The sequence below is a fragment of the Pandoraea sp. B-6 genome (assembly GCF_000282835.1).
GTDB classification, from domain to species: domain Bacteria; phylum Pseudomonadota; class Gammaproteobacteria; order Burkholderiales; family Burkholderiaceae; genus Pandoraea; species Pandoraea cepalis.
The window spans coordinates 469-15,545 of record NZ_KB290522.1 but is presented as its reverse complement, the minus strand read 5'-3'; the positions used below and the strand labels follow the sequence as shown (position 1 = coordinate 15,545).

Here is a 15,077-nt window from a genome sequence, read left to right as displayed (position 1 = left end):
GCGGGCCCGACGCGAGTGCGTCAGGCCATGACCCCCAGAATCACACTGGCGGCCGCGAACGCGGCCGTCGCGCCGACACCCACCGTCAACCCGCGAGCGGTCAGCGTGTCATGCGGCATGACGGCGGCGAGCCGGCTGCCGCCGGGCAACGCCAGAATGATCTCGGCCTGTCCCGCGTCGTCGGCGATGGCGTCCACCGTGCCTGCAAGGCGGTTCGCGGTAGCCAAACCCGCGAGATCGCCGCCGCGCGCGATTTCGATCCACGGGGCCTTGATGAGTGCGAACGCATCGCTGCCGGTCGCCAGCCCCAGCGTCTGCGTGCTGTGGTGCGTGAGCGATGCTGTGATCGCTTCACCGCCGGGCAACGTGAGCGTCACTTCGTCATTCACGCCGCAGCGCCGAATCGCGGTGACCGTGCCGTGCAACTGATTGCGTGCACTGGTCTGCAGTCCCAGCCGCGCGATGATGGGCCACTGCTCGTCGAAATGTTCCAGATCGGTCGCCACGCGCGCGAGGAATTGCCGTTGCGCCACCTCCACCGCCCGGAACGCCGCCACGAGCTTCGCGCCGCGTGCGGTGAGACGGGTGCCACCACCGCCACGGCCGCCCGTGCTGCGTGCCACCAGCGGTTCGCCGGCGAGCTGATTCATCGCATCCACGGCATCCCATGCGGCCTTGTAACTCATGCCGGCGGCTTTCGCGGCGGCCGTGATCGACCCATGCGCGGCAATCTGTTCGAGCAATGCAATTCTGGCGTGGCCGCCAAGCGACGCATTGCCACGATGCACCCAAAGCGATCCGCTCACTTGCAGCGCATCGTCCAGTCCATGATGCGAAAGCCCGTTGGGCGTTGAAGGCGGTTCGGAAACCATAAAGATGTTTTCTATTGGACTTGGCAGGTAAGCGCATTGTAGAGGGCCGGCGGACCTGCGAACACCGACGCCGGACAGGGAAGTGTTGCCACGCACCAACGAAGCCGACGCCGGATTATTCTTTGGGGGACGAATGGGGGACGTTGCTCCTCTACATTGAATTTCGCCGCATGCCCCCCCTGGCCGGTGAGTCGCGCGTCAGGCTGAAGTCCACGTCTGATACGGGTCCACCGGGACTGCGACGGTTGTCGAAGTGCCTACTCACCTGACACAACAGAAACGGGGTGAAATGATGCGCGTCAGGAATATCAAGGAAACGGTTGACGGGGCTCGATACTATCGTCTGGTTCGCATGTTGCCCAACGGCAAGCGGCATCAGATGCAAATCTCTTTCTCCGCAGGTGAAATGCGCTTCAGACATTTTGTCGCGCGACGGTTGTGGTTGCTGCGTGCCGAAATGCGTGACAGCACACGGGCGGCCGCCATGCCCACGCCACGCAGCAACATGCCGCAATTGGTCTTCTGACCGGGTTGCGGCGTGACGCAAGCGCCAGGCCGATGGTCGTCACCGGTCGGGCGCTTTCGGTACGCGCCAGGGCAATGCGCGTTTAACCTGCCTTGAGAGGCGTGAGTGGCACGACGCTCGCCGACGCCGAGTTCACCGACGCCGGGCCTCTGCCCGCGTGGGCTATCGCAAACTGTACCAACTCGTCGAACGCGATCGGACGCGCGAACAGATATCCCTGGGCGTAGGTGACGTTGCGTTCGCGCAGATAACTCGCCTGCATCTCGTTTTCGACACCCTCCGCCACGATTGTCATGTCCAGCCGCTCGGCCAGATGGATGATGGAATCGCAGATATTGCGCGTGACCGTATCGTCTTCGGTAACGGGCAGGAACTCCTTGTCGATCTTCAGATAATTGAAGTCGTAGCGCTTCAGATAGCCGATGGAGTTGTTTTCGGCACCGAAGTCGTCCAAGGCCGTTTCCACGCCGTGACGCTGGAGTTCCGCCATCACATGGCGCGCCGCGGCGGTGTCGCGAATCACATAACGCTCGGTGATTTCCGCGATCATCGGATACGTCTCGTTGAGCGAACCGTAAAGGCGTTCGATGTCGTGCACGATGGTCGTGTCGCGCAAATGCCGCTCCGCAAGATTGACCGCAATGTGAAACCCCTGCGGCAGCGCGCCTCGGGAGACATCGTTGCGAATCTGCTTCAGCAGCGAACGAGTGAGTTCGATGATCAGGCCGTTGCTTTCCGCGATCGGGATGAAGGCGTCGGGGCGCACGAGACCGGCCTCAGGGTGATGCCAGCGCATCAGCGCTTCGGCCCCGGCGCAGCGGCCCGTGGCCAGCTCCATCACGGGCTGGTAGTAGACCTTGAACTCATGGCGTTTGATGCCCAGCGCGATTTTCCGCCGCATGAACTGGGCCGGGCCGAGATGGCGGAACGTCAGGATGCCGAGCAAAATCGAGATCACCACGCCGAATGCCAGAAAGATCGGCGCCTGCGTGGCGATCAATGAGCGCGTCAGGGTGGCGCTGCCGGCAAGCGACGTCGAGAAATGGTCCGAGTCGAGCGTGACCTGAGCCCCGCGGGTGGCGATGCCGACGGATTCGAGCCGCGGGCCTTCGGACGTCAGCGACACTTTTCCGATGGTCATTGCCGTCCAGGCAAGCTCGTTGGTCTTGACGCTATGCAACGACTCGGTGAGATACACGCTGTCGATAAAGCCCAGGACACCGTCGGTGGCCGACGTCGGGATGAACAATGCCAATGCGGGCGAATTGCGCACATAGGGCGTGCTGTCGACAAATATTTCGGGCGTGCCGGTCAGCAACGGCACGAGTTCGGCCGGCAAAGGCATTTCGATGGCCTCGTCGGAGCGAATCACCGACGAGCAATACATCTTCCCGTGGGAGACGAGCCAGATGGAACGGAAGTAGGGGCTGAGCGTGCCCGTGGCCTGCAACGAGCTGTTGACCTCGCCGCAAGCGCGGCCGACCCAGGGCGCGGCGCCCTTGAGCGTGTCCTCGGCCGTACCGACAATGCGCTCGAGTGCCGCGCGCTGTCGTTGCGCTTCTTGTTGCAGGAACGCCTGCGACATGTGATGAACGCGCAGCCAGCCCAGGATCAGGACGACAAAGAGCGTGACCGTCACGACGAGCCCGGTCACCAGCCACTGCACGACTCTGGAGTGTTGAATCATGTTCTGCTGCCAACCAAGGAAGGAGGGGGCCCTTTCGTGTGCTTCGCGTGCTTCATGTTGCACGGCACAACTCGTCAATCGACTCTACACGAATCCCTGACGGTCACCAACGCCCGATAAACCCGCACGCGCCGTTGGCGACGTGTGCCTGAGAGGGCCCGGCGGATGTCCGGTGGGCGGTTCAAGGTTACCGGCAAGCGTCTTTTATCGGTCTTTGTGAGATGTACCGCGGCGGGCCGGATGGCGGAATCGCGACAAAAGTTGGCGTAACCGCAATTTACGCATGCTCTACACTTCACATATTAGATTTCCGGCAAAAAATAGGCCAAGTCCCAAAGTCATGTCTATTTGCACGAAAACTGCCGGAAGCGTGCTGATTTCCTGAAGCTTTTGACGTCAAATCCCCCTCCCATGTCGAGCCAACCTGTCACGTCCCTTCCCGGCGCCCCCTCGCCGGCCGCCAAAGGCACTGCGTTCCGTGTGCTGTCCGCGATCAGCTTCTCCCATTTGCTCAACGACATGATCCAGTCGTTGATCCTGGCCATCTATCCACTGCTCAAGGCGAGTTTCGATCTGAGCTTCGCGCAGGTCGGTCTGATTACGCTGACCTATCAGGTCACGGCGTCGTTGCTGCAGCCGGTCGTAGGCCTATACACCGACAAACATCCGAAGCCGTATTCCCTGCCGGTCGGCATGGGCTTTACGCTGGCTGGCCTGCTGCTGCTGGCTGTCGCGCCGAACTTCGGCATGCTGCTCGTGGCCGCCGCGCTGGTCGGCATGGGCTCGTCGGTGTTCCACCCCGAGTCGTCGCGCGTGGCGCGCATGGCCTCGGGCGGACGCCACGGTCTGGCGCAATCGTTTTTCCAGGTCGGCGGCAATGTTGGTTCGTCACTCGGCCCGTTACTTGCGGCGCTCATCATTGCACCGCATGGCCGTGGCAGCGTGGCGTGGTTTTCCGTGGCCGCGCTCGTCGCGATCTTCGTGCTGTTCCACGTCAGTCGCTGGTACGCCGGGCAGCGCGCCGCGAGCAAGGGCAAACCGGCCGCGCGCCGAGGCGGGCACGCCCACCTGTCGCGCGGCAAGGTGATGTTCGCCATCGGCATTCTGCTGGTGCTGATCTTCTCGAAGTACTTCTATCTCGCGAGCATCAGCAGCTACTTCACGTTCTATCTGATCAGCAAGTTCCATGTGTCGGTGCAAAGCGCCCAGGTGCATCTGTTCGTATTCCTGTTCGCCGTGGCGGCGGGCACGATGATCGGCGGTCCGCTGGGCGACAAGATCGGTCGCAAGTATGTGATCTGGGGGTCGATCCTGGGGGCGGCACCCTTCACGCTGATGCTGCCGTATGCGGACCTGTTCTGGACCGGCATCCTGACGGTGGTGATCGGCTTGATCCTGGCGTCGGCGTTCTCGGCGATTCTCGTCTATGCGCAGGAGTTGATTCCGGGCAAGGTCGGAACGGTGTCGGGGCTGTTCTTCGGCTTCGCATTCGGGATGGGTGGCGTGGGCGCGGCCGTGCTCGGACAACTGGCTGACTCGACGAGTATCGACTTCGTCTACCACGTCTGTGCCTATTTGCCGCTGCTCGGGATCGTGACGATCCTGTTGCCCGACGTCGAAGGCCACAAGAAGACGGCGGCGGCCTGAGGCGGCTGTCGGCAGGATTCACCCGTGCCCGGCGCACGGGTGGCGCAATGAAAAACCGCGGGTCCCGAAAATCACGGGCCAGCGGTTTTTTGCCTGGAGGACGACTGAATGCTTACTGAGCGCCGCGCTTTTGCAGTTCCCATTGGCCGTTATCGCCCTTCTTGCAGGTCGGCAGCTTGAGGGTGACTTCCTGCCCCTTTGCGCCGAGAACCAAGATCAGGTCGCGGCAGGTACGGGTGTCGTCTTTCTGGGTGTTGGTCGGCGTGAGTTGCGCTGTAATGGCCACGGGGTTGCCGGTGCCCTTGTTGCTCCAGTCGACGGTTTCGTTGTCCTGCTGATGGGACAGCACGTTGCTGGCCGCTTTGGCGAGCGACGCATTGTCGGCCTTGTGCAGATAGGCCAGCGGCGAGTTGCTCATGAAGAGAAGGTTGGAGGCGGCAAACGCCGGCGCGGCCAGGGTGGCGCCGACGACGAGCGCCGTGCCAAGCCCGAACGAGCGGGCAAGCGACAGACGGAAAGGCGACATTCGGAGTCCTTGAGAGTGTCGACAGGGGGACGGATCCTGCGCAACGCCGCGTCGGGTCTTGCGTCGACGCCTTCGCCGCAGGCGAGCGCATCGATCATAAAAGAAACCAGGGGCGGCGTCATCCTGTGCGTCATCGGCGCGCGAGTGCTTTCACGACATCGGCGACCTGCTCGAGCGCGGCCTTGAGCACGGTGTCGCTCTGCGGCGTACCCAGGGCGATGCGGATGGCGGCGGGCGCCGTCTGCCCGGGCGCAGCGAACGCGTCGACGGGCGTCACCGCAATCCCCCGCATTTGCAGGGCCGCGACGACGTCGTCGCAGCGCGTCGGCGCGGGCACGGGCAGCAACTGGTGAAACGCCCCGACATACCCCGTAGCGCCAAGGCCCGCGAAGCAGGCCTGCGCGATGGTCTGACGCTGCGCCGCCAACGCGCGCTTGCGCGTCGTCCAGCGATCGATCGTGCCGTCGCCGAGCCAGCGCGACGCCAATTGCGCCATCAACGGCGCCGCACTCCAGGCGCTCGCCCGCATTGCCGCGTGCACACGTGGCAGCAACGCGGGCGGCGCAACCAGATAGGCGATACGCAGGCCCGGCGCGCCCGGCTTGGAGAGACTGCAAACCTCAACCGTACGCTCGGGCGCGAGCAGGCGAAGGGCGGGCGGGGCGTCGGCGACGAGAAAGCCGTAGGCGCTGTCGTCCACCAGCAGCAGGTCGTGACGCCGCGCCACCTCCACTAGCGCCCGCCGCTGTGCGAGCGGCATCACAGCCCCCAGCGGGTTATGCAGCGTGGGCATCGTGTAGACGAGGCGCAAACGTCCTGCAAGCGCGCGACACGCCGTATCGAGTGCCCCCGGATCGAGCCCTCCCGGTGTCATCGACACGGCAACGAGTGGAATATCACGCAAGGCCGCGAGCGCTTTCCAGCCGGGATACGTCAGGGCTTCGACGGCTACCGGCTCGCCCGCGCGACACAGCGCCAACTGCAGAACGTCAAGCGCGTGCTGGCCTCCGGCACAGATGACGAGCTCATCGGGCGAGACGGGCGTGCCGTCGCGCCGGGATAGCCATTGCGCCGCCGCTCGCCGATCGGACGGATGCCCGTCGTGTGGCGTGTGGGCGAGCAAGGCGCTCAGGTCCCCAGCGGCGGCCGTCTCTCGCAGTGCTTGACGCAACGCGTCGGTCTGCTCGGGCAAGACCGGATAGTTGAACGCCAGATCGACACCGCCGATCGCGCCCGGCGCGGGGGCCCATTGCGCGAACGCCGCCGCCGCGCCGACGGCAGGCGAGCGCACGAAAGTGCCGCGCCCCACTTCGCCGACGGCTAGGCCACGTCGCGCGAGTTCGGTGTAAATCCGTGTAACGGTGGAGAGGGCAAGTCCGTGCGCATCGGCGTAATCGCGTTGCGGTGGCAGTCGGGCGCCCGATGCGAGTTCGCCGCCCGCAATGGCTTCGGCGAGACGTTCGACGTGTTCGATATAGCGGGCAGGGGCAGCCATGCGAAGCGCGGGGACGGAAATTGATATCGGGACAATTCAATAATTGCACTGGATTGGCGAGCTGGCAATACTTGAAGCCATACCGCGTCCTCCTTGGCCATTTACGGTCGCTTCATTGTTGGCTCACTGCATGACTCATTCCTTGATCCCAGTCGACACAGACCCTTGCCAGTCACCCCAAACAACGCCGCGCTGGGCGATTCCGTTGCTGGCGCTACAGTTATTCGTCGTCACGTTCGCCGTGAATCTGCAAGCGCCGCTGGTGCCGCACTATGCCGCGGCAAGCGGGCACGGCGCGGGGGCGCAGGCGCTTGCCTTCGCGTGCTATGTCGGCGCGCTCGTGCCGACATTGCTGTTTCTCGCGGGATTGTCCGATCGTGTGGGGCACCGCGTGCCGTTGGCCATCGCGTTGCTGCTTGGTCTGGTAGGCACGGCGCTGACGCTGCACTGGCCGACACTCGTCGCACTTGGCGGCGCCAGGGCATGTTATGGATTGGCGACGGGACTCGTGGCGGGCAGCGGCACCGCGTACATGACCGAGCTATATGGCACGCGCGAAGACGCAGCCACGCGCGGGGCTGCGCTTGTCGCGGCGGCCACATCGCTGGGCTTTGGCACTGGCGCGCTCCTCACCGGCGTGTGCCTCGTGGCGGCACCGTCGACGCTGCCGCCCGTGAGTCTGTGGGCGTATCTGCCGTTCGCCTTTGTGGCGGCCGTTGCGGTGGCGGCGCTGCCCGCGCCGGTGCGTCATCGGAGCACATCGTGGTTGCGCTGGCCGGTGCTTGCGCCCGGCACCGTCCCGCTGGGCATGGCGATACTACTCGCGTGGGCTGCGGTGGGCGTCGTCATCGGCGTGGTGCCAGCGGCGCTGGCAGCGCGCGGGCACGAGGCGTGGGCGGGATTTGCCACGTTTTTCGTGATCTCGACGGGATTGTTGTTTCAACCAGCCGCGCGACGCATGGCACCCGTTCAGGCGGTGCGCGCCGGACTTTTGCTCGTGCCGCTCGGCTTCGTGGTGCTGACGTTCGGGGTCGGTTATGCGAACTTGCCCGTATTGCTGGCCGGTGCGGCGATCGCCAGTTCGGCGTGTTACGGCTTCACTTATCTGGGCGGGTTGGCGGCGGTCAATGCGGCGGTCGCGCCGGCCATGCGCGCACGTGCGGTGGCGGGGTACTTCCTGTTCGCGTATTTCGGCTTCTCGGTGCCGGCGGTCACGATTGGCTGGCTCGCGGACCACGTGGGCATGCTCGTCGCCTTGGCCCTGTTGGCTGCGGCGTTGATCGCGGGCAGCGCCGCGCTCGCGGTGACGCTACGCTGCCCGGCCGCTACGCTCACGCGTCTCGTTTGACGCGGGTGCCGCTTCCCGCGCTTCCCTCACCCCCCGTCGGGCTCACGTAAGCGCCGGTGCCGTGCAACTGGTCTTCGGCCAGTTCCAGGGCGCGCACCGCCCCGCGTCCCTTTCGGGCGAGCAGCATTTCCACGAGCGTCTCGACGACGGCGATCCCGGCGGTGATCGACGGAAAGAACGACGGACTCTCATGCGAGAACAGCACCGTCGCATCGGCGTCGAGGGCGAGCGGCGAGACCGTGGAGTCGGTGAGCGCGAGCACACGCGCCCCCGCCGAGCGTGCCGCTCGCGCGACGATCAGCGCTTCGTTCGAATACGGGGCAAAGCTGATGACGACCACCACATCGCGTGCCGAGAGCGCACGCAACTCCATCTCGAGCGTGCCGGCCTCGCCGCGAATCAGATGCACCGTCGGCCGGAACAGCCGATAGATGTATTGGAACGTGAACGCGATGGGAAAGCACGCCCGGAAGCCGGCGACATGCACGGTGCCCGCATTGGCAAGCAAATCGACGGCCGCTCCCAGCGACGCATTCGCGCCCGCTTCGGTCAGGTCGAGGTTGTTGTGCTGCACGCGGAACATCTCGGGCACCATGCGGGCGGCATCGCCCTCACGGATGACCTGACGAGCGCGACTCGCATAGGGCTGCGGCCCCAGCCGGATCGATTCGAGAAACAGTTCGCGCAGGCCGTGCCAACCGTCGAAGCCGAGATGCTGCGCGAGTCGCACGAAGGTGGCCGGCTGCACGCCCGCCTCGGCGGCAATCGCACGCATGGAGCTGATCGGAACACGCTGCGGGTGGTCGAGCAAGAAACGCGCGCCCGCCTGAAATTGCGGGCTGAGCTGGGGATAGCGCGCGCGCAGCAAGGTGTTGAGTTGTTCGAGCGTCTGCGGCAACGCGGGAGCTTCAGGCATAGGGGATGGCAACACGGCGACGAGGGAATGTAACGATTGTTGCATGAAATGCCCCGACCACGCACGCGCTTTCCCCCGTGGGCCCGGCCGATGCGCAAGCGTCGGGCAAGTTCAGGCGATTGAGCAAAGTGTTGCGACAACAAAACGAGTGAAACATATGTTGCAAAAGCGACGCGATGCCCCTACACTGAGCCCCATCGTTCGCGTAAATGGGTGGCTGGGCGGTCATCGCGCGACGCGCCATCTTTCCGTCAGAGGTTCAGGCATGACTCATGTGTTTCACCGCAATCCGCGCCAAACCTTGCCCGTCGCGGTCGGCGGCCAGGGCATCGAGCTGATCGACAGCACGGGCCAGCGTTATCTCGACGCATGCGGCGGCGCGGCCGTCTCATGTCTCGGACACGGTCACCCGCGTGTGATCGAGGCGATGCAGCAGCAGGCGGCGCAACTGGCTTACGCGCATACCTCGTTCTTCACGACGGAAGTCGCCGAGCAATTGGCCGACACGCTGGCCGCGAGCGCGCCCGGCGATTTGAATCACGTGTATTTCGTCAGTGGCGGATCGGAGGGCGTGGAGGCGGCGCTCAAGCTGGCGCGGCAGTACTTCGTCGAGATCGGCCAGCCGCAGCGTCAGTACTTCATTGCGCGCCGTCAGAGCTATCACGGCAACACCCTTGGTGCGCTGGCCATCGGCGGTAACGCGTGGCGACGCGAGCCGTTCCTGCCGCTGCTGGTGCCGGCGCACCACGTTTCGCCCTGCTTCGCGTATCGCGAACGGCTTGAGGGCGAGGGTGACGCTGCGTATGTCCAGCGTCTGGCCGACGAACTCGAAGCGAAAATCCTCGAACTCGGCGCCGATCGGGTGATCGGGTTTGTCGCGGAAACCGTGGTGGGCGCGACGGCGGGCGCGGTGCCGCCGGTGGGCGACTATTTCAAACGCATTCGCGCCGTGTGTGACAAGTACGGCGTGCTCCTGCTGCTCGACGAAGTGATGTCGGGCATGGGGCGCACGGGCTACCTGTTCGCGTGCGAGGAAGACGGCGTGGTGCCGGACATTCTCGTCATCGCCAAGGGACTGGGCGCTGGCTATCAGCCGATCGGAGCGATGCTGTGCACCGATAAAATCTTCAATGCCGTGGTCGGCGGCTCGGGCTTCTTCCAGCACGGTCACACGTATCTGGGGCACGCGATGGCCTGCGCGGCGGCGCTGGCCGTGCAGCGCACGATTGCCGAGGAGCATCTGCTGGAGAACGTGCAAGCGCGTGGCGAGCAACTGCGTGAGCGCCTGCGCGAAGTCTTCGCAGATCACCCTAACGTGGGCGATGTGCGTGGCCGGGGGCTGTTCGTCGGTGTCGAATTCGTCGCCGACCGTGCGACCAGGCAGACACTCCCGACGGCCGACAAGATGCACGCACGGCTCAAGGCGGCGGCCAAGGCGCGCGGTCTGCTGATCTATCCGATGGGGGGCACGGTCGATGGCGTGCATGGCGATCACGCGTTGATCGCACCGCCGTTCATCTGTCAGCCGGCGGACATCGACCGCATCGTGGAACGGTTGGCGTTGGCGGTGGCCGACGTCACCGGCGTGATGACGGGAGGCGCATGATGACCGGCACGACACGGACTTTCGCGCTGGCCGTCGCGCCCAACGGCGCCCGACGCACGCACGTCGATCATCGTGCGCTGCCCATGACGCCGGACGAACTCGGTGCATGCGCCAAGGCCTGTCTGGACGCGGGCGCGGCGATGATCCACCTGCACGTTCGCAAGGCCGATGGCACGCACAGCCTCGAAGTGTCCGACTACACGGCGGGGATCGATGCGGTGCAACGTGCCGTCGGCAACGAACTCGTACTGCAGGTGACGACCGAGGCAGTCGGCTGTTATACCCCCGAGCAACAAATCGCGACGGTGCGTGCCTTGCATCCCGAAGCGATTTCGGTGGCGTTGCGCGAAGTGCTGCCCGACGCCGCGCATGCGCCCGCCGCCGAAGCGTTCTTCGCGTGGCTCTGGCAAGCCCGGATCACGACGCAGTACATCCTGTACGACACCCAGGATGTGGCGCACTACTGGCGCTTGCGAGCCAGCGGGGCGATCCGTCCGGGCCGTCATTGGGTCTTGTTCGTACTGGGCCGCTACAGCAAGGGGCAGTTGTCGTCGCCGTCGGACCTGCTGCCGTTTCTCGCGGCCTGGCAGACGGGGGCACAAGCGCTGGGCGAGGCGATCACGGCCACACCGTGGGCGATGTGCGCGTTCGGACCGCGCGAGGCGGAGTGCGCGCTGGCGGCCGTGTTGCATGGGGGTCACGCCCGGATCGGCTTCGAAAACAATCTCTACCTGCCGGATGGCAGCGTCTCGCCCGATAACGCGGCGTCGCTCGGCGCGTTGACGGCGGCCGCAGCCCCACTCGCGCTCGTGCCCATGACGGCCGACGCCCTTCGCGACCTGACCCGCTGAATGGCCGTTGCGGGCGCCGCCGCGGGTGCCCGGACCGCCTCAATTCAGAAATAAACCCAAATACAAGGTCTGACCGACGTTGCCCGACCGGGCCACTGTAATAGAATCGGCGTAACCTCAAACAGGCCCGCGTCGCCCCTCCCCCGGCACCGGGTATGCACAACGAACGGGAGCGCGGCGTGAAACACTGGTCGATCCGACATCGCATTCTGGCCAGTTTTGGCCTGATCATCGCCTTGATGGCCCTCATGGCCGGCATCGCCTTTACGCGGCTGATGACCATCCAGCAGGAGGCGATCAGCGTGGAGACCGACTCCACGCCCGGCCTGTACTACAGCACGATGCTGCGCGGCGCCTGGTTCGAGAGCTACCAGATGCTTCAGCAGGTCGTGTCCGTCGACGACAACGACAAGGCCCGAGCGAGCGATCTCGATGTGCTTCGCGCCGCCAATGGCAAGATCGACGACTGGATCAAGGAATACGGCACGACCGTCAACCGCAGCATCGACCGCGTCCAGTACGACGAGGTGCGCAGCGTGCGCCAGCAGTATGGCAGCGTCAGCAATCAGGTGCTCAAGCTGGTTGCCGACGGTCAGATCGCCGCGGCGCGTTCGATGGTGTCGGAGCAGCTTTACCCGGAGTGGGGCCGCGGGCGCACGGCGATCCAGCATATGGTCGATACCAACAAGACCTTTGCTGACGAGTCGACTCGCAATATCAGCCAGTCTGTGACGGCGGCTCAGGCAACGCTGCTCATCACGCTGGTCGTGGCGCTCGCGTGCGCGTTGCTGTGCGGCTGGTTGCTGTTCCGCGCCATCAGTGTGCCGCTCGGGAGTGTCATGCAGATTCTGGAAGTGATGCGCTCGGGCGATCTGACGCAGCGTCTCGATCTGGACCGGCGCGACGAATTCGGCGCGCTGGAGGCGGGCTTCAACCGGATGACGGATGAACTCACGGGGCTGGTCGGACAGGCGCAGAAGTCGGCGTTGCAGGTAACGACGTCGGTGACCGAGATTGCCGCCACGTCGCGTGAGCAGCAAGCCACGGCCTCGGAGACGGCGGCGACGACGACGGAAATCGGCGCGACCTCGCGCGAGATCTTCGCTACGTCGCGCGATCTGGCCCGCACCATGACCGAGGTCGCGGGCGTGGCCGAACATGCGGCGTCGCTGGCGGGCACGGGGCACGTTGGCCTCACGCGCATGGAGGACGCCATGCGTCACGTCGTGGAGGCGGCGGGGTCGGTCAACGGCAAGCTCGGCATCCTCAACGAGAAGGCGGGCAACATCAATCAGGTCGTCACTACGATCACGAAGGTGGCCGACCAGACCAACCTGCTCTCGCTCAATGCGGCCATCGAGGCCGAAAAGGCGGGCGAGTACGGACGCGGCTTTGCCGTGGTGGCGACCGAGATCCGGCGGCTGGCCGATCAGACGGCGGTGGCCACTTACGACATCGAACAGATGATCAAGGAGATTCAATCGGCCGTGTCGGCCGGGGTGATGGGCATGGACAAGTTCACCGAGGAGGTGCGGCGCGGCATGGACGAGATGCGTCAGGTCGGCGATCAGCTCGCCCAGATCATCGCGCAGGTGCAAACGCTTTCGCCGCGCTTCCAGGTCGTCAACGAAGGCATGCAGGCGCAGGCGACCGGGGCCGAGCAGATCAATCAGGCGCTGGTGCAACTCTCCGAGGCGGCGCAGCAGACCGCCGAATCGCTGCAGCAATCGAGTCAGGCCATCGAAGAACTCAATCACGTCGCCAACGGACTCAAGAGCGGCGTCTCGCGCTTCAAGGTGCAGACGCTGCCGCCCGTGGGGCTGGCGTGAAGTAACGCGCCACTTCGTCATTCGCGGACCTCGCCATGTTGTTCCTGCGTTTCGCCATCGGGACCGATCACTACGTCATCGAAGCCAGTCAGGTGGCTGAGGTGCTGCCGTGGCTCGCGCTCAAGCACCTGCCTGCCGCGCCGGCGTGGGTGGCCGGGGCGTTCAGCTATCGTGGCGAGCCGGTGCCCGTTATCGACCTGACGCGGCTGGCCACGGGGGTGAGCGCGCCCGAGCGCCGATCCACGCGTCTGGTGCTCGTGCATTACCCGGCGCCCGGGCCCAATGCGCGCCGTCTCGGGGTGCGCGTCGAGCGCGCGACCGACACGTTGCGCGCCGACGCCTCGGCGTTCCAGGCGAGCGGTGTCGATCTGCCCGAAGGCCGTTACCTCGGCCCCGTGCTCGACACCGACGACGGCCTCGTGCAGTGGGTGCGAATCGATCAACTGCTGACCGACGAGGCGCGCGCGCTGCTCTTCGACGCCGCGCGCGACGCGTTGGCCGAGACACCGGAGGCGTCGTCATGAGCCGTGTCCACGACATCGAACGCCTGCTGCGCGAGACCATGGGGCTCGACGCGCAAACGCTCGGGGCACATGCCATCGAGCGTGCCGTGCGCGCGCGGCTTGCCGCGCTCCCACCCGAGATGCAAGACGCACCCGCCTATTCGCAATACTGGCAATGGCTGCAGCAATCGCCGCAGGAGCTTCAGGCGTTGATCGAAGCGGTCGTCGTGCCCGAGACATGGTTCTTCCGGCATCGCGAGGCGTTCACGGTGCTGGGGCAATTGGCGCGCGACGAACGGGCCACGCGACGCGGCACGGTGCGTGAAGGCCAGCCGCTGAGGCTGTTGAGCCTGCCGTGTGCCACGGGCGAGGAACCCTACTCGATGGCCATGGCGATGTTCGACGCGGGGTTCGGTGCCAGCGATTTCACCGTCGACGCGCTCGATATCAGTGAACGTGGACTTGCCCTCGCGCGTGAGGGGCGCTACGGTCGCAACTCGTTTCGCGGCCCGCCCGAATCGCTGTCGTTTCGCGAACGCTATTTCACGCCGGATGACGACGGCTATCGCGTCGTCGGGGCGCTGAGCACACAGGTGCGCTGGCACGCGGGCAATCTGTTCGATGCCACGCTGGTCGATCGGCTGGGCACGTTCGACTTCGTGTTCTTCCGCAACGTGCTGATCTACTTCGACCGCGAAGGGCAGCGCCGGGCGATCGCCGCGCTCGAACGCCTCATGCGCATGGGCGCGACACTCTTCGCCGGGCCGGCGGAAGGCGGCACATTGACCAGCAATGGCTTGACGTCGACCGGACACGTGCAGGCGTTCGCGTTTCGCGTCGCCGGGCCGGTGCGCGACGTGGTGCCACCACCCGCCGGCGTGTCGCGCATTGCGGGAACGCTCGAATCGTTCAACATGATGCCGCCGGTGAGTGCCGTCGACGCCGCGGCGCAGCGACGCGCCGAGGGTCGGTTCGTGGCCCATGTCGGTCTCACGGGCACGCCTGCCCCGCTGCAGGCGAGGCCGAACGTTGTGGCGAAGCCGCCCGCAGCGCCCCGCGCCGCTGTTGCGGCTGCGTCCGCTACCGCTGCTGCCGCTGCGTCCAATGCCGCTGCCGTCGATGCGCAACTCGAACAGGCGCGCGTGGCGGCCGACGCGGGCGATTTTGTGCGCGCCGTCGCATTGTGCCGCACCGTGCTTGCGACCGATCGCGCGAACGCGCAGGCCGAGTATCTGCTCGGCTTGGTCGAAGACGCGCGGGGCGATGCTCAG

The 15,077-nt window shown here is 65.4% G+C and carries 12 protein-coding genes; 7 read left to right on the top strand and 5 right to left on the bottom strand.

All coding sequences use genetic code 11. The features are described from left to right. Positions 1-20 precede the first annotated feature (20 nt). Positions 21-872 carry a TOBE domain-containing protein gene (locus tag A985_RS0112240; protein ID WP_017233693.1) on the bottom strand — a complete coding sequence of 284 codons (852 nt, stop codon included), beginning with the start codon at positions 870-872 and terminating at the stop codon, positions 21-23. A 608-nt stretch (positions 873-1,480) separates the two neighbouring features. Then, positions 1,481-3,085 (bottom strand): EAL domain-containing protein, encoded by a 1,605-nt coding sequence (locus tag A985_RS0112230; RefSeq protein ID WP_017233691.1) that lies wholly within the window; start codon positions 3,083-3,085, stop codon positions 1,481-1,483. Positions 3,086-3,496: 411 nt separating this feature from the next. On the opposite strand from A985_RS0112230, the gene A985_RS0112225 reads away from it, so the two are divergent. After that, a complete protein-coding gene (locus A985_RS0112225) occupies positions 3,497-4,732 on the top strand; it encodes an MFS transporter (protein WP_017233690.1) in 1,236 nt (411 codons plus the stop codon). Between the two features lie 112 nt (positions 4,733-4,844). Here the strand turns inward: A985_RS0112225 and A985_RS0112220 are convergent, their stop codons facing one another. Both A985_RS0112220 and A985_RS0112215 read right to left on the bottom strand, forming a co-directional pair. Beyond that, entirely contained in the window at positions 4,845-5,258 is a 414-nt protein-coding gene (locus tag A985_RS0112220; protein WP_017233689.1) for an RT0821/Lpp0805 family surface protein, read from the bottom strand. A gap of 130 nt (positions 5,259-5,388) precedes the next feature. Continuing rightward, positions 5,389-6,753: a PLP-dependent aminotransferase family protein gene (locus tag A985_RS0112215; protein ID WP_017233688.1), complete on the bottom strand. Its 1,365-nt coding sequence runs from the start codon at positions 6,751-6,753 to the stop codon at positions 5,389-5,391. A gap of 130 nt (positions 6,754-6,883) precedes the next feature. Between A985_RS0112215 and A985_RS0112210 the strand changes: the two genes are divergently transcribed. Continuing rightward, positions 6,884-8,101: an MFS transporter gene (locus A985_RS0112210; RefSeq protein WP_083902286.1), complete on the top strand. Its 1,218-nt coding sequence runs from the start codon at positions 6,884-6,886 to the stop codon at positions 8,099-8,101. Here A985_RS0112210 and A985_RS25275 read toward each other — a convergent pair. Continuing rightward, on the bottom strand, positions 8,085-9,017 hold the full coding sequence (locus tag A985_RS25275; protein ID WP_051060163.1) for a MurR/RpiR family transcriptional regulator: 933 nt from the start codon (positions 9,015-9,017) through the stop codon (positions 8,085-8,087). The two genes, A985_RS0112210 and A985_RS25275, sit on opposite strands and share 17 nt — an antisense overlap. A 265-nt stretch (positions 9,018-9,282) precedes the next feature. Between A985_RS25275 and A985_RS25270 the strand changes: the two genes are divergently transcribed. The 5 genes from A985_RS25270 to A985_RS25265 all read left to right on the top strand — a co-directional run. Then, positions 9,283-10,623, top strand: coding sequence for an aspartate aminotransferase family protein (locus A985_RS25270; protein WP_039830276.1), 1,341 nt, complete (start codon positions 9,283-9,285; stop codon positions 10,621-10,623). Beyond that, positions 10,623-11,474: a 3-keto-5-aminohexanoate cleavage protein gene (locus A985_RS0112195; RefSeq protein ID WP_017233684.1), complete on the top strand. Its 852-nt coding sequence runs from the start codon at positions 10,623-10,625 to the stop codon at positions 11,472-11,474. Before A985_RS25270 ends, A985_RS0112195 begins: the two co-directional genes overlap by 1 nt. Positions 11,475-11,629: 155 nt before the next feature. Further along, positions 11,630-13,303 carry a methyl-accepting chemotaxis protein gene (locus A985_RS0112190; protein ID WP_017233683.1) on the top strand — a complete coding sequence of 558 codons (1,674 nt, stop codon included), beginning with the start codon at positions 11,630-11,632 and terminating at the stop codon, positions 13,301-13,303. 35 nt (positions 13,304-13,338) lie between these two features. Continuing rightward, positions 13,339-13,827 (top strand): chemotaxis protein CheW, encoded by a 489-nt coding sequence (locus tag A985_RS0112185; protein WP_017233682.1) that lies wholly within the window; start codon positions 13,339-13,341, stop codon positions 13,825-13,827. Continuing rightward, positions 13,824-15,077 (top strand): protein-glutamate O-methyltransferase CheR (locus A985_RS25265; protein ID WP_017233681.1); only part of this gene is annotated, 1,254 nt, incomplete at its 3' end. The genes A985_RS0112185 and A985_RS25265, both read left to right, overlap by 4 nt.